The sequence below is a fragment of the Enterococcus sp. DIV1090 genome (genome assembly GCF_050537975.1).
Classification (GTDB): domain Bacteria; phylum Bacillota; class Bacilli; order Lactobacillales; family Enterococcaceae; genus Enterococcus; species Enterococcus faecalis.
In genome coordinates, this window is record NZ_CP172917.1 from 1,437,573 (window position 1) to 1,464,175 (window position 26,603).

A 26,603-nucleotide genomic window follows, 5' to 3' on the forward strand; every position below is an offset into this window, starting at 1 on the left:
TTTACTTAAGAATATAGCCACGAGCTCCTTTGGTTAAGCCGCAAGCGTTGGCTTCATCGTAGTCAATGTGCATGTACGTTGCAAATCGCGGACTGATTCGCACAACCACATCATCAAAGATTAACGGACGTGTGCCTTCCACTTTGACTTGCACAATTTGGCTATTGCTTACTTTATTTTTCAAGGCGTCTTCAGGTGTCATGTGAATGTGACGTTTGGCAACAATTAAGCCGTGACTTAATGTCACAACTGCTGATCCGTTCATCAGCGTGACGCCAGGTGTCCCTTCTGTCTTGCCACTCTCTCTAACTGGGGCATTAATTCCTAAAATACGCGTATCCGTCATAGAAACTTCGACTTGTGATTCGCTACGTTCAGGGCCTAAAATAACCACATTTTGAAAAAGTCCTTTAGGTCCAGCAACCGTAATTCGTTCTTTACAAACGAACTGTCCAGGTTGTGATAAATCTTTCACTTTTGTTAGTTGATATCCTGGTCCAAATAATGCATCAATCTCTTGACGAGACAAATGAACATGTCGGCCAGAAGCTTCAACTTCAAAAGTATTTTGTTGTTGTTGCTGAATTCGTTTAACAACTTCTTCAACAATTTCATTCATTGAATCCAATTTGTTCATCTCCTAGTTTCGTGATATTTCAGCCATGGTGCTAATTAATTCTGTAGCCCAAGATTGAAAAAGGCCGAACAGTTGTGATTCTCCTTTTAACTGGAGAATAATTTTATCTAGTTGTAATTGAATTTCTTTTGAGGAATAGCGCCATTGTCTCTGTTGGTTAGTTAGAATAGTTACCTTTGATTCCAAAATGACTGGTTCCATTACAAGCGACTGTTCTAAAATAAATTTCTCTAACCACTGTTGTTGTTGTTCGAAATATAACCAACCTTCTGTTGATAACGCTTCATTCGTTAAGAAAGGCAAATACAATAGATGGCTTAAGTGCCGAATCTCATAAATTGTTTCTTTCGATAAATGTTCTTGTTTTTGTGAGGAGGCCTTCACTGAATGAACCTCAGAAAGCAATGGGTTTGTTGAAGAGAAGCTGCTATTAATCTGATGCTCGCGTAGATAGCTTTTGGCGGCTGGCGTCAGAAAACTGCCTACAGGAAACACAAAATCCGTGCCATCTTCTAGTTCTTTTTTTAGCCTTTTGATGCGAAGCATATCTTCTGTAATAACTGTCATAACACCCCTCCTCAATGAAAGTTTAGGACAGAAGTAATGAACCTACCTCTGCCCCAAAAAATCAAAATTATAATTCAGTTGTTGCGTGTGGTAAAATAGCGTCTACTTCCGTATGTGGACGTGGAATTACATGGACAGATAATAATTCGCCAACACGTTCTGCTGCAGCAGCACCAGCATCTGTTGCTGCTTTCACGGCACCAACGTCACCGCGAACCATTACTGTAACTAAACCGCCACCGACTTGTTCTTTTCCAATTAAAGTAACGTTTGCCGCTTTCACCATTGCATCGGCTGCTTCAACAGCACCTACTAAACCACGAGTTTCGATCATTCCTAAAGCATTTGTACTTGACATTATAATTTCCTCCTAAGATGTATGTTTTATTTTTAAAAATTTGGGACAATTATCAATTTGACTTAGGTCCCAAACCCTAAATCCAATAATTCATTTGTTTTACTCTTACTCGCTCGTTTCTTGTTAGTTTAAGCGAGCTAAAACTTGAGCCACCACGGCATTTACTAGTTCTTCTTGATTGGTTGTTTCGCAAGAAGTAGCCACAGATGTGGTTGATGTTTGACCAAATTCTTGACGAATCTCTTCTAAATCACGCACGCCATATGCAACACGACGTAAATTGAACAGATTTTCAACTCCAATATTATCAGAAGTTGAGCTGCCACCAACTGCGCCACAACCTAGTGTTAATGCTGGCACTAAGTTAGTTGAAGCACCAATTCCGCCAAGTGTACCAGAGGTGTTAACAAGCAAACGAGAGACGGGTTTTCTTAAGCCAAATTCACGAATGACTTCTTTGTTTTCTGTGTGAATACCCATCGTATGACCCGCACCTTCACCTTTCAAAATTTCAATTGATAACGCGCAAGCTGCTTCCCAGTTTTCAACTGTATAGAAAGCAATAATCGGTGCCAATTTTTCTCTTGAAAATGGATATTTCAAGCCTACATGTGTTTCCTCGGCAACAATTAAGCGGCGATCTTTTGGAATAGATAAACCGACTAATGAAGCAATATGTTGAACGGAACGTCCTACGATTTGCGGGTTCATTGTACCGTTTGGTCGTAAAATAAATTTAGCTAATTTGTCGGCTTCGGCTGGACTTAAGAAATACGCTCCCTGCTTAATTAACTCTTCTTTGACCGCTTCACGGTTGACAGTTTCAACAATAATTGATTGTTCCGATGCACAAATTGTACCGTTATCGAAAGTTTTTGAATCCATTATTTGTTTCACTGCATGAGGAACATTTGCGCTTCGTTCGATGTAGGCTGGTCCATTACCAGGCCCAACACCGATTGCTGGTGTTCCAGAAGAGTACGCGGCTTTAACCATTGCGTTTCCACCAGTAGCTAAAATTAAATTTGTTTCTTTATTTTTCATTAATTCGCTGGTCGCTTGCATAGTTGGCGTTTTGATGACCGAGACACAACCTTCTGGTGCCCCTGCAGCAATAGCCGCTTTTTGGATAATTTCCACTGTTTCAATAATCGATTTCAACGCATTGGGATGTGGTGAAAAAACAATGCTGTTGGCAGCTTTTAATGAAATTAATGCTTTGTAAATGACTGTTGATGTCGGGTTGGTAGAAGGAATTAATCCTGCAATTACACCCACTGGGACAGCAATTTCAGTGACTTTTTTGGCAGCATCATCATGGATCACACCAACTGTAGCTTTGTCCTTCATTTCGTCATATACTACTTTTGAAGCGAAAGCATTTTTGATGATTTTATCTTCATAGATACCAAATCCTGTTTCTTCATTGGCCATTTTCGCTAACTTTTCTCGTTGGTTAAATGTAGCCTCTGAAACCGCTTGAACAATCGCATCGATTTGTTTTTGCGAAAATGTTGCTAATACTTGCTGTGCCTCTTTGGCTTTTCTGATTAAATTTCTTGTTTCTTGGATGGAACGTAAGTCTTTATCTACTAATTCCACTCGTCTTCACTTCTTTCTATTTCAGCCATGATTGCTTGAATTAAAGCTTCTTTATTGGCAAATTTAATCTCACTTTTCTTTAAACTACTTAGGTTCATTTTGTAGGCTTGTTTGCGTAAATCAACCACGCGTTGTGTTTCTAATTTTTGGCGTGTGCCTGTGTGTTCTTCCAAATCTGGTGTTTCAATCTCTTCTTCAATTACTTCTACTTGTTCCATCGGTTCAGGTGCTGACTTGGGTTCTGGATCTGATAAAATCACTTCCGTTTGAGCATCAACCCGTGAGATCACATGATGAGCAATTAAACAATTTAATTCTTTAGCTACTTCCGTACCTACTTCAACGGCAGCTTGAACCGCGGCAACGTCACCAATCAGTTCCACAGTTGTTAAACCGCCATTAATAATTTCAGCTTTTAACAAAGTAACGTCGGCGGCTTTCAATGCCGCATCGGCCACACTAATGGCACCTAAAAATCCTTTGACTTCGACCATTCCTAATGCTTTCATTCAGGTCACATCCTTAATAACTCAACGGATTGTCAGCGATATTTTGAATGACTTGTTCAAACGCACTGCAAGCAGCTTTACATGCAGATTGACTACCTGTCAATAAGGCGCCGCCAAAGTTCGTTTCAGAAGGTGGGCCATAAAAGACACCCATTTGAACATCGGCAGCTTTCATTGCTGCATCTAAGCCAACCATTGCTTCTAGCGGTGGTGCAATCAGATAAGCAATCGCTTCACCTTCAGGAATATTCGCTTGTTCAGATAAAAAGCTACCCGTTCTTGATACTACATGTGCAAAATAAACAATGCTGTCATCTTCGTTAGCACTATAGAAGCTGGCTTCTTCTTCAATGACTTGCGTAATGACACTCAAGCCACTATTGACTTCGGCAGGACTCGGACCAGCAATAATGCCAATCACTTCACCGGCTAATTTGGTTGAAGCATTTGCTGCGCCAGCATACATACTTTTACCGTAAACTACAGTAACATCGGCGGCTTTGGTTGCTTCATCTAATGCAACATAAGTGACATCATCACAATCGGAAGTAACAATTCCTAATGAGCGATGTTCTGGTTTCAATGATAATTCTTTTGCTAATGCCGGATCGACATTGGGAATGACTTTCATACTTAGGACATTTGCGCCTAGACGATCATTTTTCATGAGAAATCCTCCTTTATTCAGCTTCTTTTAAATCAATACCAGATTTTTTCTTGTCTAACATTTTTTTAATAATTTCGGCAATGTAGGCCCCTGCTTCAACAGCCGGTGTCCCACCTTTGTGAATATTTGAAATAACTGTCCGCCGTGCTTCTGGCATACCGACAGTTGGTTTGTAAGCAATGTAGGCACTCATAGATTCAGCTGTTACTAAACCAGGACGTTCGCCAACTAGCAAGCAAACAACATCAGCGTCAGTGATTTCACCAATTTTATCCATTGCTGGCACGCGACAATATTTAACAAAAACTACATTGTCGAAATCTAAGTTGTACATGTTTAATCCTTGTTTAATTGCTGGTAGGACTTCTTTAATATTCGCTTCGATAGCAGCTGAACTAAGGCCATCCCCTACGACCATTTGGATTTTGGCTTTTGGTGTCGTATTTTTCCGAATGATTTCACTATTTTCTTCATCAAATTGACGACCATAATCTGGACGTGTTAAATATTCATCTTTACTGTTACAGATTGTTTTTGTAGAAATAAAATTCATTTCTTTTACCAAGTCTTCGCTTACGTCTGAAAAGACTGCATCTTGTGCTGCCGCATGGTCTGCTCGGAAACGTAATGTTGAACTAGTCATATAACGCGTCCCTGCACGACCAACGCCTAAACGAGCTGGCGAGAAAGCTTTCATTTTTAATAGTGCTTCAGGATCTACGGCATTTTTCAATAGTAATTGTTTACGTAAATCTACTTCAGTAATGTCAGGAATTAGGCCTTCTTCAATTTCTGTCGTTTCAGTGACGTGTGTTGTGACTGGTTTTTCTTCAGCAGTCACAGTGGCAGTCGAAACCGCTTGATTGTCAGCGACCATTTCTGTTAAAATTCCGGCAATCATTTCTTTTAATTCTTTTTCGTTCATTTGTATTCTCACCTCGTTTATTTAATAAATACAGATGCATCGCCAGCGCGACTTGTTAATTTTCCGTTTTCCATTAAGCCCATTTTTTCCATCCATTCTTCAAATTCTTTAATTGGACGTAAGCCTAATGTTTCACGAATCGTCGCAGTTTCATGGAACCCAGTTGTTTGATAATTTAACATGACATCATCGCCATGAGGAATCCCCATGATATACGTACAACCAGCTGTTGCTAATAACATTGCTAAGTTTTCCATATCATTTTGATCAGCTTTCATATGGTTGGTGTAGCAGACATCACAACCCATTGAAATTCCTGTTAATTTGCCCATGAAATGATCTTCTAAACCAGCGCGGATGACTTGTTTTGAATCGTAAAGATATTCTGGTCCAATAAAGCCAACAACGGTATTTACAATATACGGATCAAATTTTTTGGCTAAGCCATAACAACGCGCTTCCATTGTCACTTGGTCTGCGCCAAAGTTCGCTTCAGAAGAAAGTTCTGAGCCTTGACCTGTTTCAAAATACATCACATTAGGACCAGCTGCTTGACCACTGTGAAGCGCTAAATCTTGTGCTTCAGCTAAAATTTCTGCATTTAAACCAAATGCTGTGTTCCCTTTTTCTGAACCAGCGATGGATTGAAAGACTAAGCCAGTTGGCGCGCCTTGACGCATGGCTTCCATTTGTGTCGTTACGTGAGCAAGCACGCAAGTTTGTGTTGGAATTTCCCATTCGCTGCGGAACTCTTCAAATTTGTTTAAGATCCGTTTAACACTTTCTGTAGAATCATCAACAGGATTCAAACCAATTAAAGCATCACCGGCGCCATAAGAAAGACCTTCCATAACTGATGCCATAATGCCATCGACATTATCGGTTGGATGGTTCGGCTGTAAACGATTTGAAAAAGTTCCGGGACGGCCAATTGTTGTGTTGGCGGTTTTTTCAATATTGATTTTTTTTGCGCCAACAATTAGATCCATGTTGGACATTAATTTACAGACAGCAGCAATCATTTCTGAAGTTAGTCCACGGGAAATTCGTTTGATATCAAAATCGGTTGTTTCCGAAGATAAGATAAATTCGCGTAATTCTGCGACTGTCCAATGTTTAATACTTTCAAAAATTCGCATATTGACTTGGTCAATAATAATGCGTGTCACTTCGTCTTCGTCATAATCAACAACGGGATTGTTAAACAAGTCATTTAAGGACAATTCCGATAAAACGACTTTTGCTGCCACGCGTTCTTCGGCCGAATTAGCAGCTACGCCAGCTAACTTGTCGCCAGACTTTTCTTCATTGGCTTTGGCTAAGACTTCTTTAACGGATGTAAATTGATAGACTTTGCCAAATAGTTTGGTTTTTAAAATCATCTTTGTGTCGCTCCTTTTTAATTAAATACTAAGGTCTTAACAATGACTGGAAGGACGGCTCCTTCTGCCACTGGTAAACCGATATCTACATAATCACCGTTTTCTACTTTGACCGAGTCAAGACAGATAAACGGATAGTCTTTTGGCAGATGGGCACTTAAGGCATGCCCTAAAGCTTTCGCCATGTCTTCATCCACCATAACAATAATGGGAATTTGTTCAGCAACTAAACTAGCTAATCCTTCCACAATCCCTTGACCATAGCGTTGAATATCAGCAAATGTTGGATTACTCATGCCTCTAATTGCTAGAGCAATCTGGGGCGTTTCTTCAATACGATGCCAATTGAGTTTTTCTTGGATTCGCTGGCCTAATTCTGTCACAGTAAGGGTTTCATCCTCTTGCGCTAATTTTAGAATTGGGATATTTTTTACCGGCAAAATTTGCTCACGATAAGCGATCGTACTTCCGCTAATTTCAGCAGTATGTGAACCTGCTCCGACGACCGTCGCTCGGATTGTTTCTGCGCTTTCTAAGACTTCTTTTTCCGAAAAAATTAGTGACTTTCTCAAGTATTTCCCTAAAAGTAAGCCGATGTCCCCATATTTAAAGAGATTCGTACTTGTCGTATTTAAGCAATCAGCCACACCACCAGAAAATGTTACAATTGGTAATTCCTCAGCTTTTCGTAGTGGATGGTTGGTTACTAATAACTGGTAGAACGGACTTTGTGTCCCCAAGCCAATGCTATTTTCTAACACGGCAACTAATTCCGAAATAATTGGCAGTAAGTTTTGTTCGGTGGCTTGGTCACCAAGGTGCAAGGTTAGCCCTTTTTTATTTATAATTTCTTGAATCTTCGGAGCTATATAGGTGATTTTTTGTTGTTGATCTAATTTAATTAAGCGTCCGCCAATGTCAAAACAAGCCGTGTCAATCACTTCGCCATCTTTAAAGACAGCTAAATTTGTCGTTCCCCCACCAATGTCTAAATTAACCACCGGTTTGCGTTTCGTTTCAGAATAAGTTTGAGCACCAGCGCCTTTCCCGGCAATGATACTTTCTAAATCAGGACCAGCCGTAGCAACGACAAAATCACCTGCATAGCCACTAAGTGCTCGTAGCACATTGTTGGCATTGCTTTTTCGAGCAGTTTCACCTGTGATAATTACCGCACCCATTTGAATATCTTGTTTATGAATGCCTGCTTGGCGATATTGCTCCGCTACAAACGCTTTGATAGGTTCTGCATCAATTTCTGATTGGTTAAGTAAGGGTGTAAAGATAATGTCACTTCGGTAAATGACTTTTTTATCAGAAATGCTGATACGTGGTACTGTAAACGCAGAGGCAAAATTTTCAACAGTTAATTCTGACAAGACTAATTGGGTTGTAGACGTCCCTAAATCAATCCCTACGGTTAAAAGTGTTTCCTTCGACATCGCCTGACTCGCCTCCTTTTGCATACAAAAAGGCACTTAAAGAATCGTTAGAAAATTTCTTTCTACTTTTCTTTAAGCGCCTTTGCTTAATCAATGAACAACATCACTGGTGTTCTGTTCGAAATAGAAACAGGTTTTAGTTCCCTGTTTATTGGATTCAATTGTAATTTTTCCTTTTAATTTATCTTTTACGTAGCTTTTGACAATCATCAAACCTAAACTGGTCTCGTTACTTTGATGAACGTCATAGCCTTTACCATTATCTGTAACAGTAATGGTAATCATTTTATTATCTAATGTTCCACTAAGTTTAACAACGCCACTTGTTTGTGGCTCAAATGCGTGATCAAAAATGTTTTGTAATAGTTCGTTGACAACAAGGGAAATGGTGACCATTTGTTCGCTAGAAACCATAATGGCTGGATCAACATCCATCATCATCTCAATGGGTTGTGCGCCTTGAAAAAGATGTCTAAAATTATACATCACTGCTTCCAATGTTTGCCGTAAAGCAACGTCATCTTTGACTTGTTTTGACAGCAATTCATGGGTGGCTGCAATCGCCATAATTCGATTGACACTTTCATGAAGGACTTTCTTTGCTTCGGGGCTTTGCGTTCGCCGTTCTTGAATACGCAATAAGGAAACCACCGATTGCAAGTTATTTTTAACACGATGATGAATTTCACGAATCGCAACAGATTTGGAAATAATTTCCGCTTCTTTTTCTTTAAATTCTGTATTGTCTTGAATAATCATAATCAGTTGTTCTTCTGATGCCAACCACACTTTCCGAACCTTAAAATAATAATTAAGGTAGGTCGTTTTGCTTTCAATTGGTTGATTACTCATTTTATATTTCATTTGATACAACACATATTCAAAAGTTGTATAATCGATGGACAAATTGTCATAGCTCATTCCAATGATATTGTCCCGATAACCAAGTTTGCGATAAAGCTCTTGTGCATTGTGATTGGTAATTAATAAGTGACCCGCCGCATCAAAAATCAAAACGGCTTCTGCCAATTGATCAATAAATAATGCATCGACTTGACTAGTTGATTTCGCTACTTTTGCTAACTGGCAGTTATTTAGCTCCTCTTTTTGTAAGTCCGCTTGAATCTCTTCATCTGCCGCAATCTCGACAATAATGACACCAATCGTTCGATGTTCATTGCGAATGGGATAGATATTTTGCTTAATCAAACGATTTTCCTGAGTCACTGCTAACAAACCAATGCTATTTAAGCTAGTCTGCATGGTACGAAGAACACCAGGTTCATTTTTTAATAAAGCTTCCATCCCGACGACATCTCCGCTATATAAAGAAGTTGTCTTCGCAGGCGGCTTATGATAAACGACTAGTGCTTGCTGTGACATTTCCTTATACACATCAATAAAAACATCTGCACTTTGATAGAGTGTCGTCGAAGAAAGATAACGTGCTGTACGTTGTAATTCTTTAATGTCTGATTCTGAAAGATTGGTATATTGGTGACATAATTGCTCTAATCGTTTCATTTATTCATCATCCATTACAATCAATTCTGCAATTTCACTCATACGTGCGCGTTTGTTCATACTTAACGTACGCAACATTTGGTAGGCTTCTTCTTCCGATATATGATTTTCTTTTACAAGAATACCTTTGGCTTTTTCGATAATTTTACGTTCTTCTAATTTTAAACTTAATTTATCGATTTGATTTAGTAACAGCTGCGTTTGTTTGCCTCGTTCAATGCTCATTTCAATTGTAGGTATTAATGATTTTTCATCTAGAGGTTTAACTAAATAACCCAGTGCGCCTAATTTTTTAGCCTTGTCCGTATTTTGTACGTCACTGTATGCAGATAAAAAGACAATACTACTGGCTAGTTGGTCTTGAACAATTTTTTTACCTGCTTTTAGACCATCTAAAATTGGCATTTGAATGTCCATTAATACTAGGTCAGGTTGTGTTTTTTTACATACTTCAATTGCTTCAAAACCATCGGCTGCTTCACCGACTACTTCGTACCCTGCTTCTATCACAATATCACGAATATCGAGTCTCGTAATAGGTTCATCATCGACTATTACAATTCGTCCATCCATTTTCTTCACGCCCTTGTCCTTTCAACGCTATGTTCTGGTAATTTTACAAGTTACAGAAAAGTTTAAAATCTGTTGTAAACCTTCAATCACCGCTTGTAAGGCTGCTTCCACTGAGCTTACGTCACCAGAAATGACTACCGATCCAGAAAAACGATCAATAAAACCGATTTGGATATCTCCGCTTTTAGTCGCAATATCAACAGCGATAATTGCCGCTTCGCTCGGAGTGATTGTCAAAATACCTAGTGCATTGCTGGTGCCTTCTGGCAACCCTAATTTTGTATAAATTTCTTTATTAGGACTAGCAATGATGTGCGCTAACGTTACTTGTTTCCCAGGAACATATTCTTGAATCATTCGTTGTTTTTCTTCCAACCAGACTCGCTCCTTTAATTTAGCAAATAAAAAATCCTCAATAAAAAACGTAAAGGTTCCACTTTCGCTTTCTACTAAGGAGCTTCTTTGCTCTTAAATTTTGAAGCACGCCGTTGTGCTACCCACATTATATGTTATCGATTTCATCCTGTCAATCGCTTATAAGATAGAATTTAAAATTTTTGTCACTTCTGCTGCTGTTGGTTGGACAGGATTTGTTTTGGTGCAACCATCCATCAATGCGCCTTCAGCTATTTTTGGGATCGCAGCTTGGACTTCTTCTTTTGGTAAACCATAGTCACTAAAAGTGGCAGGCATGTTTAATTTTTGACGGAGTTGCTTGATTTGTCGAATAAATTGTTGAACACCAATCCGTGCATTGGTTGTCTGTGTATCATTTAGACAATTTGCTAACTGCGCATAACGTTTAGCTGTTGGTTCGTTGGTGACTTTGCCATTCGCTAAGCCACTGTTATATGCAATGACTTCCGGTAAGAGCATTGCATTCATTCGTCCATGTGGCACATGTAAACGCGCACCGGCCGCATGAGCAATACCGTGATTCAAGCCTAACGAAGTAACATTAAACGCCATCCCTGCCATACATGAAGCTAAATGCATATTTTCACGGGCTTGTTGGTTGCTACCCTCATTAAAGGCTATTTCTAAATTGTCGAATACTAAGCGAACGACTTTTTCGCACAACGCATCTGAAATCGGATTTGCTTCTGTTGAAACATACGCTTCAATAACATGCGTTAAGACGTCCATTCCTGTATCCGCTGTGATTTTTGGTGGCACACTCATCACTAAATTTGTATCTAAAATCGCAATTTCTGGTTGAATTTCATCCGTTACAAGCGGGATTTTGGTGCCAGTTTCTGCAACCGTAATCACTGAAAAATTCGTAACTTCTGAACCAGTTCCACTAGTTGTAGGAACCGCAATAAACTCAGCAATCTGAGTTTGCAAAGTACGTTTGCCAAAAAATTTCATTGCTTTGGCCGCATCAATAGCGGATCCCCCACCTAAAGCTAATATCGTATCTCCTTGAAATGCCGCTAACTGCTTAATTCCCGCAGCAATCTTATCAATTGGTGGATCGGGGATGATGTCACTAAAAATTTGCCATTCACTTTTTGTTAAATGCTTTGTCACTTCATTCACAAATCCAGAATCAACCATGAATGGATCTGTGACAATGAAAACACGTCTATCATGAAGTGTTTCCAAATTGGCTAATGCGCCTTCTCCTACCCATAGTTCGGTAGGGAAATGAATTGTTCTCATCTCAATTCCTCCTTAATAAAATACAAAAAGACACTTCAAACAAACGAAAAATCATCTGTCTGAAGCGTCTTTGCTTCCTTATGTATACGCCATTGTACACGAAACCTTATCCATAGAGTACAACGCCTTTAATTAATTGTCAATAAAAAAAGGGAATATAGCAGTACGTCATTGTACCTGAAATCTCCTTCAACATTGAAAGACCAGCCCAAAATTCCCAAAAGCACTTCCTCGTGCCATTAATTGGATTAATACAAATATCTTGGGCTGGATTTTCAACACAAGCGTTGTTAAGAAACATCCTGTTTTGCCTCGAAACAGCATGCCCAATAATGAAAAAATGAAAAGACCTGACTTAAAAGCAACCTTGCTTCTTCACAGTGGCGGGACCGTGCCAGATTCTCACTGGCTTCCATTCATATTTTTCATAAAATATTCGTTTAATCTATCTGAAATTTACCATAAGTTTTTTAGAAAAGCAACTGTTTACAATCCATCTTCTTTAATTTTATGGAAAACCTTTTCGCTTCGTTCATAAAAAACATCAGGTCGTTGTGCTTGAACATTTAAATAGCGAGCCAACGCATAAAAATAATCTGATAAACGATTGGTAAAAATTAATACCTCTTCGTTAATTTTGGCTGTCCAATTTAAACGAACAATGATGCGTTCTGCGCGCCGTGCAATCGTCCGAGCCACATGAACCATACTGGCTGCTGGGGTTCCGCCAGGTAAAATAAAACGATCAATATCTGGTGATTGTGCAGTGTAGAAATCAATCCGCTGTTCTAGCCAATGCACACTTTCCTTTTGTAATTTAAATGGTCGTTGTGCTTCAATCGGTGTTGACAAATCTGTTCCCGCATCAAAAAGTAAATGTTGTAAAGCTTCTAGTTCTTCTTTAATTTCTTGATTTTCTTGTGGAAGTTGGCTGATAATATAGCCGACCCAAGAATTCAATTCATCAATCGTTCCATAACTTTCAACTCGATCAGAATCCTTAGCGACGGTTGAGCTGCCGACTAATTTCGTCATTCCCTTATCGCCAGTTTTTGTATAAATTTTCATTCTGCTTCATCCTCCTCTAAATAATCTACTAATTCTTGCAAGCCAATTTTTTCAACAGAAGAAATTTCAAAAATTCTTGTTGCACCTGCACTTTTTAATTGTTGCCGAACAATCTCTAACTGCTGAGAATCTTGTGCTAAATCAATCTTGGTTAAAATACCAATGATTTCTTTCGGGAAAATACTACCAAATCCTGGTGAAAAAACTTGTTGTGTTTCTACAGCACTTTGAACCAAACCGATCACATCTGCTTCTGCCGCTGTGACGTTTAACGCATTATAATATTGCCGATGCAAAATAAACTCGCCCGGTGTATCAATCATTTCTGCATGAAATTCCACCGCCTGTGTTTTATCATAAATTAATTCTTTGCCTTGCAGAGCTTGACATAACGTGGTTTTGCCACACCCGATAGCTCCCATTAAAATGATTCGTTTCATCGCTACCTCCATAAAAAAGGAGCCCAAAGCAAGTACCATCACGTACTTAGTCTTGGGCTCCTTTGCCGATTTGTTAAAACACGCCATTGTGTTTCTGATTCTTTGCCTTTATCTTACCTGTTTCCAAAAAACTTGTCAAAATTATTGAATAGTTTCCCAAACTTTATGTTGTTTCTGAAAATAGGAGACAATATCTGTTTCAAAAATTGTTTGTAAAAATTCTTTGGAAGCCAACGTTTGAAAATCACCTTGCGCGGCCACTTTCCCTTGCTTCATAAACACAATTTTTTCACTTAGCGTTAACGCTAAACGGATATCATGAAACACCCCGATTAACGTTTTCCCTTCTTGCGCACTCCACTCATTTAACTGCTGAATCAATTCTTGTTGATACCGAATATCCAAATGATTATTGGGTTCATCCAATAAAATAATTTCTGGATCTTGTACAAATAATTTAGCCAAAAATACTCGTTGTTGTTGTCCTCCTGAAAGCTGATTGACAACTTTATCTTTTAAAGGCAATAAACCCGTGCGTTCTAAATAATAAAGGACTCGTTCTTTTTCTTGTTTAGAAACAATAGGTAAAAAACGTTGTGCTTGTTGTCGATACGCCCCCATCAAAACTGTTTCGTAAACCGTATAATCAAAAGCAACTGTCGTGAATTGACTCATCATCGCTACTTTCGTTGCCAATTCCTTCCGCTTTTGTCCATGAACTTCTTGACCATCAATTAAAACAGAACCACTATAAGGGACAAGTCCGGCAATCGTTTTTAAAAGTGTCGTTTTACCGCAACCATTTGGACCTAAAATACAAGTTTTACTACCTGTCGGAAAAACGAGGGAAATATCTTTTAAAATGGGGGTTTGTTGGAGTGTTACAGCTGTTTTTTTTAATTCAATCATGCAGCAACGCCCCTTTTTTTAAAGTAAATATACAAGAAGAATGGCGCTCCAATCAAGGCTGTTACGGCCCCGATGGGAATTTCTCTTGGTGATAAAATCGTGCGAGCAATTGTGTCCCCTATTACCATGATGGTCCCACCTAAAATTGCCGAACCGGGAATCAGCCAGCGATGAGTCGCCCCTAAATAGCGACGGACAATATGTGGTGCTATTAAATCAACAAAACCAATCACACCGACAAATGAAACCGCACTTCCTGCTAGTAAACTAGCCAAAAGAATAATGCGTAGTTTTGCTGTTTTGACTTCTACTCCCGCTAACATCGCATGTTCTTCTCCTAAACCGAGAACATCCAATGCGTTGGCATCAAACCAAAGAAACAGACAGCTGACAAGCAAGATTGGACAATAAATAGCAATTTTTTGCCAATTACTGCCAGAAAAACTACCCATTTGCCAAAAGACTAATTGTTTCAAATAATCTTGGAAAAGTGCTGTAATCAACGTCAAAATAGCACCGACAAATAAGGTCATAATCATTCCCACTAAAACAACTGTTTGATTGGACATTTGACTATCCATTGTTTGCGTAAATAACAAAACTAAAAAGACCGTTGCTAAGCCAAAGATAAAACCAGTTAAAGGCAATAAAAATGCCCCTAAGATCGAAGCAGTTACTCCAGTTACCATGATTAACGCAGCGCCTAAGGATGCTCCCGCTGATACACCCAAAGTATACGAAGAAGCTAAAGGATTACCTAAGAGTGATTGCATCACCGTGCCACTTACTGCTAAGCCTGCGCCCACGAGATAGGCCATCACGACACGTGGTAACCGAACATTCCAGATGATTCCCTCTAAAATCCCGTCTTCTGAAACCGTCTTTTTCACTAAAATTTGAAGCAAATCCGTTAACGAAATCTGAACACTTCCAATTTTAATACCCAAAAAGAGCATGCTCATACTGATCAAGAGCATCAGTATGAGACACGTTTTTTTACTCATCTTTTAAATCCTTGTATTCCTCTGGATAAACAGCTTTTGCCATTTGTTTTAATGCTTTGGTAATGTGGTTATTTGGTAAAGAGCTAGACATGTTATCGATTTCGAAAACTTCTTTGTTTTGAACTGCAGGAACGTTTTCCCAGTTTTTACGAGCTAAAATTTCTTTGGCGGGATCTTTCATATAGTTAACATTGGTTAAAATGACTTCTGGTTTTGCAGCAATGGCCGCTTCTTCTGTCACTGGTAACCAGCCTTTTTCATTTGCCAAAACATTTTTTGCCCCAATTGTTTCAATCATTTCATTTAAAAACGTCCCATTACCAAAGCTATAAATGTCTGGTAAGGCAGCTACTTCAAACAAAACAGTTTTTGGTTTTTTAATAGTTTTCCCAATTTTGGCTACTTCGTCGATTTCTTGATCCATTGTTTTGATTAACTTTTGTCCTTTTTCATGTTCAGATAAGCTATCCGCGATGAATTGGACGTCTTCTTTGATTGCTTTGATACTTGTACTAGTGGGGATATTAACGACTGTAATTCCAGCATCTTCCACTTGTTTCCAAACACTTTCTGAGCTAGCTAAATTGATGTCATTCACATAAACAATTTGTGGTTTCAAGGCAATCAATTTTTCTGCATCGACAGCCATCATATCCATTTGTGGTAATTTTTTTAAATCAGTCATCATTGTGCTACTTTGAGTATCAACTGCGATTAATTGATCGGTTTTACCTAAGTCTTCAATCACTTCTGTTGTTGATGGCACTAGGGAAATAATTTTGGTTGCCTCTTTGGGTAAAGTAATTTCTTTGCCGCTACGGTCTTTGGTTGGTAACGTTACTTCTGTTTTTTCAGAAGAGGTAGTTGCTTTCTTTTCCTGTTTACCACACCCTGCTAAGCCAAGTGTTGCTACTAAACCTAAAGTCATCATTGTTAAAGTAAATTTTTTCATTTTTTCATCCTCGCATTCGTCTATTTTATTTTGGGGAAAATTTTCTGAAATGAACCTCCTTTGTCTCAACGTCAAAACAATACAAAAAAACCACTTTTTTCTCCAATAGAAAAAAAGCAGTCACTTAACTATGCTAATGATATACTCAGCCAGTTATCTTCAAAGCCCCTTCTTTTTCCTACAAAAGAATGATTAGACTTATCAAGCCGGTATCCTGACTTAGCTTCTTCTTACTCCCAATCCTTCCAGAATAATCTGTGGTCTTATTGGTTTCATCCACCATACAGTAGGTAGGTCTGTAGAGGATTCGCACCTCTTTCCCTGACACTTCATAAGTACATATATATTGTATCTTCGTTGATAACTAATTTTCAAACCAGTGATTAGACGTCTTTGTCTAATGACACACATTTATTATAACGGTTATCAACCATTTGTCAACGCTTCCTCAAGCAAAAGAAAAACTTTTCTTGTTTTAGTTATTAGACGTTGTTCCGTTTTTCTATTCATGATAAAATAAATCCTAGTTTGAATAAGAAAGAGGTTAACTTGATGAAAATCGTCATTTTGTTACTTGTTGCCTATTTATTAGGTTCGATTCCCTCAGGTGTTTGGATTGGTAAACTTTTCTTTAAAAAAGATATACGCCAATTTGGGAGTGGGAATACAGGAACAACCAATACATTTCGTGTCTTAGGGAAACCTGCCGGAATTACGGTATTATTAATGGATATCTTGAAAGGAACGTTAGCCACTTCATTACCCTATTTGTTTGGTTTACAAGGCGTGAATCCGCTCTTCTTTGGGGTAGCAGCTGTTTTAGGGCATACCTTCCCTATTTTTGCCAATTTCAAAGGTGGTAAAGCCGTAGCCACTAGCGCTGGCATGTTATTAGCATACAGCCCCACATTTTTTATTTATTCTGCTCTTATTTTTGTGATTTGTCTGTATCTAACCAGTATGGTGAGTTTAACAAGTATGATTAGCGCTGTACTAATTACACTTTCTACTATTATTTTGCCTTTCACTGTCCCAGCAATTTTACCAACATTTAACTGGTTATTAACCGTGATTGCGATTGCTTTGACTACTTTTATCTTTGTCCGTCATCGTGAAAACATTCAGCGAATTAAAAATGGAACAGAAAGTCGCCTTTCTTTTGGCTTACGTGCAAAAAAATAAAGAAAAAGGCTGTGAGCAAATAATGTTCACAGCCTTTTTCTTTATTTTACACTAATCATATACTGTGTTTTAAATAGTTCGTTAGCTGGTAACTTATTGATGCCAAATTTTTCAGCAAGTTGGCCAGTTGCGTCGACAGCATCAGCAATCCCGCACCAAGGTTCGATACAGACAAAAGGCGCTTCTTTCGGTGTCGGTGACCAAATCCCCACAAAAGGCATTTCTGGATAACTCAAAGTGACTTGATGGTCACTTTCGTCTGTGGCAATCGTAATTGCTGTTTGACCTTTTGTTTCAAAAATCATTGCATCATTTTCAAATAATTGATGCGTTAAGTCAAAGCTGGTATTCGTTTGGGCTAGCGTTTTATTCGCTAAATCAATAAACGGGCCTGCTAAGGGAATCTGTGTCCGTGATTTTTTAGGTGAAAAACTTAGATAATAATCTTCAAACGTTAGTGAAGATTCTAAAGGTACATTAAAGGCGGGATGACCACCAATCCCAAAATACATCTCTTCTTTCCCTGTGTTTTCTACTTGGTAGTTTACAGTCAATTCTTGATGTTCTAATGTATAAGTAATCACTAGTTCAAAATCAAAAGGATACTTCTTCTTGGTTGCTTTTGTTGATTTTAGTGAAAAAGAAACTTCTTCTCCACCTTTTTCAATCACATCAAATACTTGATCACGAGCAAAACCATGTTGAGTTAAATGATACGCTTGATTTTGGTACATATACGTATCTTCTTTTAGACGACCGACAATCGGAAAAAGTACGGGCGCATGGCGGGCCCAAAATTCAGGATTTCCTTGCCAAATATATTCAATGCCGGTTTCTTTTGATTGTAAACTTACTAATTCTGCTCCTTCTTCAGCAAATGTTGCGATTAGAAATTCATTTTCAATTTGTACAGTCATTGCGTTGTCCTCCTAGTTGATACGAGCTATTGCTTATTTTTCCAACTCTTTAATAAATTGTTGATTTAATACTTTTAAATAAGTCCCTTTCATACCAAGAGAACGTGATTCAATAATTCCAGCTGATTCTAATTTTCTTAAGGCATTCACAATTACGGAACGAGTAATGCCTATTTCGTCTGCAATACTTGAAGCGGTTAAACGACCTTCTTCGCCATCTAAGGCTTCAAAAATAGCATGGACGGCTTTTAATTCACTATAGGAAAGAGTGTTGATGGCCATTTGCACGGCAGTCGCACTGCGAACTTCTGCTTCAATTGTTCTGGATTGATGATACAAAATTTGCATGCCGACAACGGTCGCACTATATTCAGCTAACACTAAATCATCCTCGTTAAAGGATTTTTCAACACGCGCTAAAATAATCGTACCCAAGCGTTTGCCAGCACCGTACAAAGGCACAATAGTGGTTAACCCAAACGGATACAGCTCTCGTGATTCAAAAGGAAATGCAGTTAAATCACTGTCTATTGGAATATTGGCTTCGGTTACTTTGAGCATATCCACGGCCTCGGTGTATCCTTGAGGAAATTTTTTCTCTTTAAACATATTTTTGATACGGGCATTATTAACATCTAATTTTTCAGTATACCCCAACAAATCCCCTGAACTGCTAATAATATACGCATTACTTTCTAAAATATCCCCTAAAATCATTGCCATTTTGTTGTACGGAAGTTCTGCTTGTACGTCAAACAAATTATTTTTTTGCAAAAGCTCGTTCACTTGACGTGTTTTTTCTAATAATGTAGCCATCTTTTCTCCTCCAGCCTTTTTTATAAGATGTAACGACTTAAATCTTCATTTTGAACAATGTCATTCAATTTTTCATTGACATATGCTTCGGTAATCGTAATTTCACCCATTTGCATATCTGGTGCTTCATATAATAAATCTTCTAATAAACGTTCTAAAATTGTGTGTAAACGACGCGCCCCAATATTATCTGTATCACGGTTTACATCATAAGCGATGTGTGCTAACCGTTCAATTGCTTCTTTTGTAAAGATGACTGAAACATTTTCTGTACCGATTAATGCTACATATTGTTTAATTAAAGCATTATTTGGCTCAGTTAAGATACTTACGAAGTCATCAGCCGTTAAATCATCTAATTCAACTCGAATTGGGAAGCGGCCTTGTAATTCTGGAATCAAGTCACTTGGTTTTGACAAGTGGAAAGCACCTGAAGCGATAAATAAAATGTGATCCGTTTGTAAAGGACCATACTTCGTGTTAACTTGGGAGCCTTCAACAATCGGCAAAATGTCTCTTTGTACTCCTTCACGAGAGACTTCGCCCGAATTTTGTTGACTTTTAGAGGTGATTTTATCAATCTCATCGATAAAAATAATTCCGCTTGATTCAGCTAAACGAATCGCTTCACTATGAATATCAGCATCATTGACAATTTTTGCTGATTCTTCTTTCACTAATAATTCTTGTGCTTCTTTCACCGTTACAGTACGTTCAATTTTTTTCTTTGGTGACAGAGCGCCTAACGTTTCATTTAAGTCGATACCCATTTGTTCTAGGCCATTGTTCATAGCTGGCATCGTTTTCTTCGGTTCTTCAATTTCAATTGTTACTTCACGATTATCTAATAGACCTTTTTCCAGCTGTTCCAAAATTGTTCGGCGATTCGCTCGAATATCTTCCGTTACTTCTTCTTGTGCTTCTTGCTGTTGCTGAGCCATGTTAAACATGTTCATCATTTGTTCAAATTGATTACCGCCAGCCTGTTTTTGTTCTTTTTTAATTCCAGGCACTAATACTTTGACTAAACGTTGATTGGCCTTTTTCAACGCTTGCGCGTACACGCGACTGTATTGTTGTTTTTCAACAATTTGGATCGCATTTTCTACTAAATCCCGAACCATTGATTCGACATCCCGACCGACATAGCCTACTTCTGTAAATTTGGTTGCTTCAACTTTTACAAAAGGCGCATTGACAATTTTTGCGAGACGACGAGCAATCTCAGTTTTACCAACACCTGTTGGTCCAATCATTAGTAAGTTTTTAGGCGTAATATCTTGTTGCATATTTTCTTCTAATTGCAAGCGACGATAGCGGTTACGTAAAGCTACCGCCACTGATTTTTTGGCAGCTTGCTGTCCAACAATATATTGATCTAGTTCTTTGACTATTTCTTTTGGTGTTTTGTTTAATTCATTCATGGATTTTCCCTCGCTTATAATTCTTCTACAATGATATTATGATTCGTAAATACACAGATATCTGCAGCAATATTTAAGGCATTTTTAGCAATCTCTTTCGCTGGCATTTCTTTATCGCCAAAGTTTTTCATGGCTCTTGCAGCGGACAAAGCAAAATTACCGCCTGAACCAATTGCTAAAATACCATCGTCTGGTGTAATGACTTCCCCAGTTCCTGAAACTAAGAGCATTTCTTCCTTATTCATCACAATCAGCATAGCTTCTAATTTTTGCATAGACTGTTGTGTACGCCACTCTTGGGCTAACTCAACCGCAGCTCTCGTTAAGTTTCCGTTGTATTCATTTAATTTTCCTTCAAACTTTTCTTCTAATGTAAAGGCATCTGCCACACTTCCTGCAAAACCGACAACGACTTCATCATTGTAAATACGGCGCACTTTTTTGGCCGTACCTTTCATAACGACAGATTCGCCCATTGTTACTTGGCCGTCACCAGCCATTGCAAATTTTCCATCTTTTTCGACTGCACAAATTGTTGTAGAGTGAAATTGTGATTCAACCATTATTGTTCCTCCTAGACGTTTACCTCCATTATGCACGAGGATGAAACGTTCGATAATTTTTTTGTAAACTTTCTTTTGTCACATGCGCATATATCTGAGTTGTTGATAAATTAGCATGTCCTAATAATTCTTGAACTGTCCGCATATCGGCGCCATTATTTAATAAATGTGTCGCAAATGTATGGCGTAACATGTGGGGATGAATTTCCGCATTTAATGAACTTTTTTTAATTAGTTGGTTTAAGACATATTCAATCCCTGTTGGCGTGATTTGTTCACCATGATGATTAACAAAGACATACGGATGTTTTTTTTGATATTTTGTCATTAATAGCGCGCGGCCATTCTCTAAGTAATCCTTTAAGGCGTCTTGTGCAAATGAACCAAAAGGCACATAACGGTCTTTATTTCCTTTTCCGTGAACCAATAAAACAGAAGCTTGAAAGTCAACTGCGTCCACCGTTAAGTTCGCACATTCACTGACCCGAATACCAGTCCCATACAGAACTTCTAGCAACGCTTGATTTCTCAAATCAAGCGGTTGCTCGCCTTGTGCGCTCTCAAATAATGCATCCATTTCTTTTTCATAAAAAAAACGGGGCAACCGTAACTGTTTCTTTTTCATATGAACATAGGAAAAAGGATTCTCTTGGATTGCTTCATTTTTTAATAAGAATTGATAAAAAGAACGCAAACTGGCAATTTTTCGACTAATCGAATTACGGCTATATTCCTGATCGTACAATTCGCTCAAATAAGCCCGAACATCCAAATGTTCCACAGTCAAATAATTGTCATTACCTGAAGTCTTTAAAAACGAAAAAAAATGTTGTATATCTTCTTGATATGCTTTTTTTGTTTTTTCTGAATAGCCTCTTTCGACAATAAGATAACGAGCAAATAACTCAGGCCAATTCTTTTCTTCCATGTGATAGCCCTCCTCATTCGATTACAAAGTAACTTTAGCATAACCTTTTTCAAAAGACAATTAAGTTGTCAGAATTTAATCAATATTTCTAAATATGTTCACAATTTTAACTATTCTTTAGCTTTTGTTATTTTTTTCTAAAAATTAAAAGACTGAGTATCATCGCATTTCTTAGCAATGATGCTCGGTCTTTTCTCATATTTTTTCTACTTTAGTCTAAAGATTGGATAACTTGAGCTTGGACATCTAAGGCCCGATTAGCAATTGCTTCATAGCGTTCTTTTTTGTCACGAATTCGTTCAGGTAACTCTGGGAAAAGCCCAAAGTTTGCATTCATTGGTTGGAAATGTTTGCCTTCTGCATGTGTAATATAATAAGCCATACTTCCTAAAGTCGTTTCGCGAGGGAATTCAATCGGCTCTTCCCCTTTGGCAAGACGAGCTGCGTTAATACCTGCGAGTAAACCACTTGCCGCGCTTTCAACATATCCTTCAACACCAGTCATTTGTCCAGCAAAAAACAGATCGTCACGTTTTTTTGATTGGTAGGTTGGTTTTAGCAACTCTGGAGAATTCATAAAACTATTACGATGCATGACGCCATAGCGAACAAATTCAGCATTTTCTAATCCCGGAATCATACGGAATACTCGTTTTTGTTCACCCCATTTTAAATGCGTTTGGAAACCAACAATATTGTATAAAGAAGCTGCAGCATTGTCTTGACGTAATTGAATTACAGCATACGGGCGTTTACCTGTTTTAGGGTCTTCTAGTCCGACAGGTTTCATTGGGCCAAACAACATGGTTTTAATGCCACGTTGCGCCATTACTTCGATGGGCATACAGCCTTCGAAAAACTTCTCTTTTTCAAACGTGCGTAAAGGAACCACTTCTGCATTGACTAGCGCTTCATGAAAAGCATTGAACTCTTCTTCAGTCATCGGACAATTTAAGTAAGCCGCTTCCCCCTTGTTATAACGAGATTTTAAATAAACTTTATCCATGTCAATTGTTGATTTATCAATAATTGGTGCTGCTGCATCGTAAAAATAAAAGCCTTCAGAACCATTAAATTCTTGAATTTTTTGAGATAAGCTTTCAGAGGTTAAGGGACCCGTTGCAATAATTACAATCCCTTCCGGAATATCGGTGATCTCTTCATTTTTGATTGTAATTAATGGATGACTTTTAATTTTTTCAGTGATTGTTTCAGAAAAAGAATCACGGTCAACTGCTAAGGCGCCGCCAGCTGGTACAGCGGTTTGATCTGCACTACCAATAATGATTGAATTTAAACGGCGCATTTCTTCTTTCAAAACACCTACCGCATTGGTTAAACTATTTCCACGTAATGAATTAGAACAAACTAACTCTGCAAAATTTTCTGTTTGATGCGCTGGTGTCTTTTTGACAGGGCGCATTTCATATAAATCAACTGGTACGCCAGCATTGGCCACTTGCCATGCCGCTTCACTTCCAGCTAAACCGGCACCAATAATTGTGACTTTTTTTGTCATGTATAAAAATTCCTTTCTATGTCAAGAAGTTAAGAGCTGTCTCTTACAAACTCAATTCATTTTACTAAAAGAGAAGACCGAAGTAAATTCTTCGGTCTCAATTTTTCTTATTTTTGGACGTTTTCTTCATAATCGCCATTGATACAAACGACTTGTTTGCCGCCTTTAACTTTTTTCTCTACTAAATATTGCCCACATTTTGGACATGGTCGGCCTACTGGTTTGTCCCAAGAAGTGAAGTCACACTCTGGGTACCGACTACAGCCATAGAAAATCCGATTTTTCTTTGATTTGCGTTCGATAACTTGTCCTTCGTGACACACAGGGCACGTCACGCCAATTTCTTTAACGATCGCTTTTGTATTCCGACAATCTGGGAAATTACTACATGCATAAAATTTCCCGTAGCGACCCAGCTTAATCACCATTGGATGTCCACATAGTTCGCAGTCAAAGCCTGCTGGTTCATCTTTAATTTGGATTTTTTCAATTTTTTCTTCGGCATTTGTTAATTCTTTTTCGAAGGGCTTGTAGAAACGATCGACAACTTCAACCCATTTTTCTTGGCCTTCACCGACTTTATCTAGGTCCGTTTCCATTGTCGCTGTAAAATGTGTATCGACAATTTGTGGGAAAAACTCTGAAACTAGGGAATTCACAATTTCACCTAATTCCGTTGGTTCAAACCGTTTATTCGTTAGCTTCACGTAATAACGCCGTTGAATGGTTTCTAATGTTGGCGCATACGTTGATGGTCGGCCCACACCATTTTCTTCTAAAGTCCGGATTAACGTGGCTTCACTAAAACGAGCCGGTGGTTGAGTAAAGTGTTGTTTCGGTTCGATATCGACCGATTTAACAACGTCACCTTCTACTAATTCAGGTAAAATATTTTCCTTGTCTTCTTTACCATCATCGCGTCCTTCAACGTATACTTGCATAAACCCTTTAAATTTCACTTTGGAGCCATTGGCAATAAACGTTACGCCGTTTTGTTGAAGCGTGACCTTCATGGTATCTAAAATCGCTGGTGTCATTTGACTAGCAACAAAGCGCGACCAAATAAGAGTATATAATTTTAATTGATCTTTATCTAAATACTTCTTCATTTCATCGGGTGTTCTTAAAACGCTTGACGGACGAACCGCTTCATGGGCATCTTGTGCACCTTGCGTATTTTTTGCTTTGCGGCCGCCATGTGCTGAGAACTCATCTCCGTAGGTCTTTTCAATGAATTCAGCAGCTTCTGCTTTGGCGGAATCAGCAATTCTGGTTGAGTCTGTACGCATGTAAGTAATCAGCCCCACAGTGCCTTGTTTCCCTAAAGCAATTCCCTCATACAATTGTTGCGCAACCATCATGGTTTTACGGGTACGGAAATTTAATTTACGTGCCGCTTCTTGTTGTAAACTACTGGTTGTAAAAGGTAATGCAGGATTACGTTTCCGTTCTTTTTTCTCAACTTTTGTAACATCGTAATCTTTACCGTCAATCCGAGAAGTGATTTCTTTCACCGCTTCTGCATTTGGTAATTTTTTCTTTTTACCATCTACGCCCCAGAAATTTGCTTTGAATTTCTTGCGACCTTTTTGGAAATTCCCATCAATGCTCCAATATTCTTCAGGTTTAAATTCTCGAATTTCATTTTCTCGATCAATAATCATTTTTAAAGCAACAGATTGCACACGACCAGCACTCAAACCTTTTTTGACTTTACGCCATAAAATAGGACTAATCGAGTATCCAACTAAACGGTCTAAAATGCGCCGTGCTTGTTGTGCATCAACTAAATCAACGTTGATGGTTCTAGGTTCTTTAAATGCCGCTTTTACTGCTTCTTTAGTGATCTCATTGAATACCACACGGTTTTTATCTTTTAAATCAAGGCCAAGAAGATAAGCTAAATGCCAAGCAATTGCTTCACCTTCTCGGTCCGGATCGGCTGCGAGATAGACTTTTTCAGCTTTTTTTGCAGCCGCTTTTAAACTTTTGATGACATCGCCTTTTCCGCGAATCGAAATATAATGAGGTTCATAATTATTTTCAATATCAATCCCCATTTTACTTTTTGGTAAATCGCGAATGTGACCAACACTGGCAACCACCTTGTAGTTTCTTCCTAGATATTTTTCAATTGTTTTGGCTTTGGCAGGTGATTCTACAATCACGAGATACTTATAGGCCATTCAATTAGCTCCTTTCGCGTTCGCTTTCCTACTATATAATATATGTAAAAAACGCACAAATCGTAATACATCATATGCTATATAGAATAGGTTTGTCAAGACTAGGCTTTCTAACATTTCTGTCATTTCTGTTTGACTGTCCGAATTTATAAATAAAAAATGCCTATGATTTATAGATTTTATCCTAAAGCATTAAAATACCCAAAACATTCCAAATAAAATGAGTCAAGACAGTAGCTTCAAAGCGACCCGTGCGTAGATAGACCCAACTTAAAGCTAAACCCATGCCCCAATAAATAACAAAACTACCTATATCTGTGGGCGTGTGCACAAGTGCAAATAAAATAGAAGAAACGAGTATGCCTATTTTTGAAGCTGGCTTGAAAAACGCTTGAATCCCGACACGAAAAATTCCCTCTTCGAAAATTGGCCCAATCACACCTGCAAAAATAAGTATAAGTCCTTTAGGAATGGCTTGGACAATTTCTTCAACACTTTGTTGGTTAGAGGTCGTCTCTAGTCCTTCCAGACGTAATAAGAAATCACCAAATATTCCCACACAAAAGATTATCACCAAACCTAACAAGACCACTGGCAAGGTTTCTTTGATTCCTAAAAAAGTCCAAGTTATGAGCTTTTTCTTTTTCAAAAAAGCAACAAATAGATAGACGAAATAGGCACCAAGTCCAACAGCCACTAATCCACTAACAAAGCGAAACCAAAAATTTTCTGTAGAAAATTGAACAAGTGAGACCATCATCAAAGGAATTTGATCCAAAATCAAAAAGCCCAGTAGCTGCATACCAAACAACCATCTTTTTCTAACAACCGTTTCCATTTAGAC

The 26,603-nt window shown here is 38.4% G+C and carries 27 protein-coding genes and 2 riboswitches; of the genes, 1 reads left to right on the forward strand and 26 read right to left on the reverse strand.

Annotated features, from left to right (window positions below; all coding sequences use genetic code 11):
• Position 1: 1 nt before the first annotated feature.
• The 18 genes from eutD to IGL48_RS06990 form a co-directional block, all read right to left on the reverse strand.
• Complete coding sequence (eutD, locus tag IGL48_RS06905) at positions 2-637, reverse strand: ethanolamine utilization phosphate acetyltransferase EutD (protein ID WP_002357516.1); 636 nt, start codon at positions 635-637, stop codon at positions 2-4.
• Positions 638-640: 3 nt separating this feature from the next.
• Complete coding sequence (locus IGL48_RS06910; RefSeq protein ID WP_002379469.1) at positions 641-1,204, reverse strand: hypothetical protein; 564 nt, start codon at positions 1,202-1,204, stop codon at positions 641-643.
• Positions 1,205-1,271: 67 nt separating this feature from the next.
• Positions 1,272-1,562: a BMC domain-containing protein gene (locus IGL48_RS06915; RefSeq protein ID WP_002357513.1), complete on the reverse strand. Its 291-nt coding sequence runs from the start codon at positions 1,560-1,562 to the stop codon at positions 1,272-1,274.
• Between the two features lie 123 nt (positions 1,563-1,685).
• A complete protein-coding gene (locus IGL48_RS06920; RefSeq protein ID WP_002357511.1) occupies positions 1,686-3,164 on the reverse strand; it encodes an acetaldehyde dehydrogenase (acetylating) in 1,479 nt (492 codons plus the stop codon).
• Complete coding sequence (locus IGL48_RS06925; protein WP_002357510.1) at positions 3,155-3,673, reverse strand: BMC domain-containing protein; 519 nt, start codon at positions 3,671-3,673, stop codon at positions 3,155-3,157. The genes IGL48_RS06920 and IGL48_RS06925 overlap by 10 nt, the downstream gene beginning before the upstream one ends.
• A gap of 13 nt (positions 3,674-3,686) precedes the next feature.
• Positions 3,687-4,340, reverse strand: coding sequence for an ethanolamine utilization microcompartment protein EutL (gene eutL / locus IGL48_RS06930; RefSeq protein ID WP_002357509.1), 654 nt, complete (start codon positions 4,338-4,340; stop codon positions 3,687-3,689).
• 13 nt (positions 4,341-4,353) lie between these two features.
• Positions 4,354-5,265, reverse strand: coding sequence for an ethanolamine ammonia-lyase subunit EutC (gene eutC, locus IGL48_RS06935; protein WP_002363986.1), 912 nt, complete (start codon positions 5,263-5,265; stop codon positions 4,354-4,356).
• A 17-nt stretch (positions 5,266-5,282) separates the two neighbouring features.
• The gene (locus tag IGL48_RS06940) at positions 5,283-6,647 is read right to left on the reverse strand and encodes an ethanolamine ammonia-lyase subunit EutB (protein WP_002357506.1); all 1,365 of its coding nucleotides are present in this window, start codon (positions 6,645-6,647) and stop codon (positions 5,283-5,285) included.
• Between the two features lie 17 nt (positions 6,648-6,664).
• Positions 6,665-8,113, reverse strand: a complete 1,449-nt coding sequence (gene eutA / locus IGL48_RS06945; RefSeq protein WP_016617362.1) for an ethanolamine ammonia-lyase reactivating factor EutA — start codon at positions 8,111-8,113, stop codon at positions 6,665-6,667.
• A gap of 66 nt (positions 8,114-8,179) precedes the next feature.
• Positions 8,180-9,613 carry a sensor histidine kinase gene (locus tag IGL48_RS06950; protein WP_002357504.1) on the reverse strand — a complete coding sequence of 478 codons (1,434 nt, stop codon included), beginning with the start codon at positions 9,611-9,613 and terminating at the stop codon, positions 8,180-8,182.
• Positions 9,614-10,186, reverse strand: a complete 573-nt coding sequence (locus IGL48_RS06955; protein ID WP_002357503.1) for an ANTAR domain-containing response regulator — start codon at positions 10,184-10,186, stop codon at positions 9,614-9,616.
• A gap of 27 nt (positions 10,187-10,213) precedes the next feature.
• Positions 10,214-10,561 (reverse strand): ethanolamine utilization microcompartment protein EutS, encoded by a 348-nt coding sequence (gene eutS, locus IGL48_RS06960; protein ID WP_002345864.1) that lies wholly within the window; start codon positions 10,559-10,561, stop codon positions 10,214-10,216.
• A gap of 159 nt (positions 10,562-10,720) precedes the next feature.
• Complete coding sequence (locus IGL48_RS06965; RefSeq protein ID WP_002369360.1) at positions 10,721-11,851, reverse strand: 1-propanol dehydrogenase PduQ; 1,131 nt, start codon at positions 11,849-11,851, stop codon at positions 10,721-10,723.
• A gap of 292 nt (positions 11,852-12,143) precedes the next feature.
• Positions 12,144-12,293, reverse strand: a riboswitch (adenosylcobalamin (AdoCbl) riboswitch).
• A gap of 44 nt (positions 12,294-12,337) precedes the next feature.
• Positions 12,338-12,919 carry a cob(I)yrinic acid a,c-diamide adenosyltransferase gene (locus tag IGL48_RS06970; protein ID WP_002360247.1) on the reverse strand — a complete coding sequence of 194 codons (582 nt, stop codon included), beginning with the start codon at positions 12,917-12,919 and terminating at the stop codon, positions 12,338-12,340.
• Positions 12,916-13,359, reverse strand: coding sequence for a EutP/PduV family microcompartment system protein (locus IGL48_RS06975; protein ID WP_010707557.1), 444 nt, complete (start codon positions 13,357-13,359; stop codon positions 12,916-12,918). Before IGL48_RS06975 ends, IGL48_RS06970 begins: the two co-directional genes overlap by 4 nt.
• Before the next feature lie 141 nt (positions 13,360-13,500).
• Positions 13,501-14,268 carry an ABC transporter ATP-binding protein gene (locus IGL48_RS06980; RefSeq protein ID WP_002357498.1) on the reverse strand — a complete coding sequence of 256 codons (768 nt, stop codon included), beginning with the start codon at positions 14,266-14,268 and terminating at the stop codon, positions 13,501-13,503.
• Positions 14,265-15,272, reverse strand: coding sequence for a FecCD family ABC transporter permease (locus IGL48_RS06985; protein ID WP_010824671.1), 1,008 nt, complete (start codon positions 15,270-15,272; stop codon positions 14,265-14,267). The genes IGL48_RS06980 and IGL48_RS06985 overlap by 4 nt, the downstream gene beginning before the upstream one ends.
• Positions 15,265-16,293 (reverse strand): ABC transporter substrate-binding protein, encoded by a 1,029-nt coding sequence (locus tag IGL48_RS06990; RefSeq protein WP_002384486.1) that lies wholly within the window; start codon positions 16,291-16,293, stop codon positions 15,265-15,267. The genes IGL48_RS06985 and IGL48_RS06990 overlap by 8 nt, the downstream gene beginning before the upstream one ends.
• Before the next feature lie 118 nt (positions 16,294-16,411).
• Positions 16,412-16,571, reverse strand: a riboswitch (cobalamin riboswitch).
• Positions 16,572-16,776: 205 nt separating this feature from the next.
• On the opposite strand from IGL48_RS06990, the gene plsY reads away from it, so the two are divergent.
• Positions 16,777-17,406 carry a glycerol-3-phosphate 1-O-acyltransferase PlsY gene (gene plsY / locus IGL48_RS06995; protein ID WP_002360243.1) on the forward strand — a complete coding sequence of 210 codons (630 nt, stop codon included), beginning with the start codon at positions 16,777-16,779 and terminating at the stop codon, positions 17,404-17,406.
• Positions 17,407-17,447: 41 nt separating this feature from the next.
• Here the strand turns inward: plsY and IGL48_RS07000 are convergent, their stop codons facing one another.
• The 8 genes from IGL48_RS07000 to IGL48_RS07035 form a co-directional block, all read right to left on the reverse strand.
• Entirely contained in the window at positions 17,448-18,323 is an 876-nt protein-coding gene (locus tag IGL48_RS07000) for an aldose 1-epimerase family protein (RefSeq protein WP_002390651.1), read from the reverse strand.
• A gap of 33 nt (positions 18,324-18,356) precedes the next feature.
• Positions 18,357-19,139 (reverse strand): GTP-sensing pleiotropic transcriptional regulator CodY, encoded by a 783-nt coding sequence (gene codY, locus IGL48_RS07005; RefSeq protein WP_002357492.1) that lies wholly within the window; start codon positions 19,137-19,139, stop codon positions 18,357-18,359.
• A 20-nt stretch (positions 19,140-19,159) separates the two neighbouring features.
• Positions 19,160-20,563, reverse strand: coding sequence for an ATP-dependent protease ATPase subunit HslU (gene hslU / locus IGL48_RS07010; protein ID WP_002366731.1), 1,404 nt, complete (start codon positions 20,561-20,563; stop codon positions 19,160-19,162).
• Between the two features lie 14 nt (positions 20,564-20,577).
• Positions 20,578-21,126, reverse strand: coding sequence for an HslVU peptidase proteolytic subunit (gene hslV, locus IGL48_RS07015; protein ID WP_002357489.1), 549 nt, complete (start codon positions 21,124-21,126; stop codon positions 20,578-20,580).
• A 28-nt stretch (positions 21,127-21,154) separates the two neighbouring features.
• Positions 21,155-22,054 (reverse strand): tyrosine recombinase XerC, encoded by a 900-nt coding sequence (xerC, locus tag IGL48_RS07020; protein ID WP_002357488.1) that lies wholly within the window; start codon positions 22,052-22,054, stop codon positions 21,155-21,157.
• A 211-nt stretch (positions 22,055-22,265) separates the two neighbouring features.
• Entirely contained in the window at positions 22,266-23,573 is a 1,308-nt protein-coding gene (trmFO, locus tag IGL48_RS07025; protein ID WP_002357486.1) for an FADH(2)-oxidizing methylenetetrahydrofolate--tRNA-(uracil(54)-C(5))-methyltransferase TrmFO, read from the reverse strand.
• A 107-nt stretch (positions 23,574-23,680) separates the two neighbouring features.
• Positions 23,681-25,759 carry a type I DNA topoisomerase gene (gene topA / locus IGL48_RS07030; RefSeq protein WP_002357484.1) on the reverse strand — a complete coding sequence of 693 codons (2,079 nt, stop codon included), beginning with the start codon at positions 25,757-25,759 and terminating at the stop codon, positions 23,681-23,683.
• Between the two features lie 184 nt (positions 25,760-25,943).
• A complete protein-coding gene (locus IGL48_RS07035) occupies positions 25,944-26,597 on the reverse strand; it encodes a CPBP family intramembrane glutamic endopeptidase (protein ID WP_010824672.1) in 654 nt (217 codons plus the stop codon).
• Positions 26,598-26,603 lie beyond the last annotated feature (6 nt).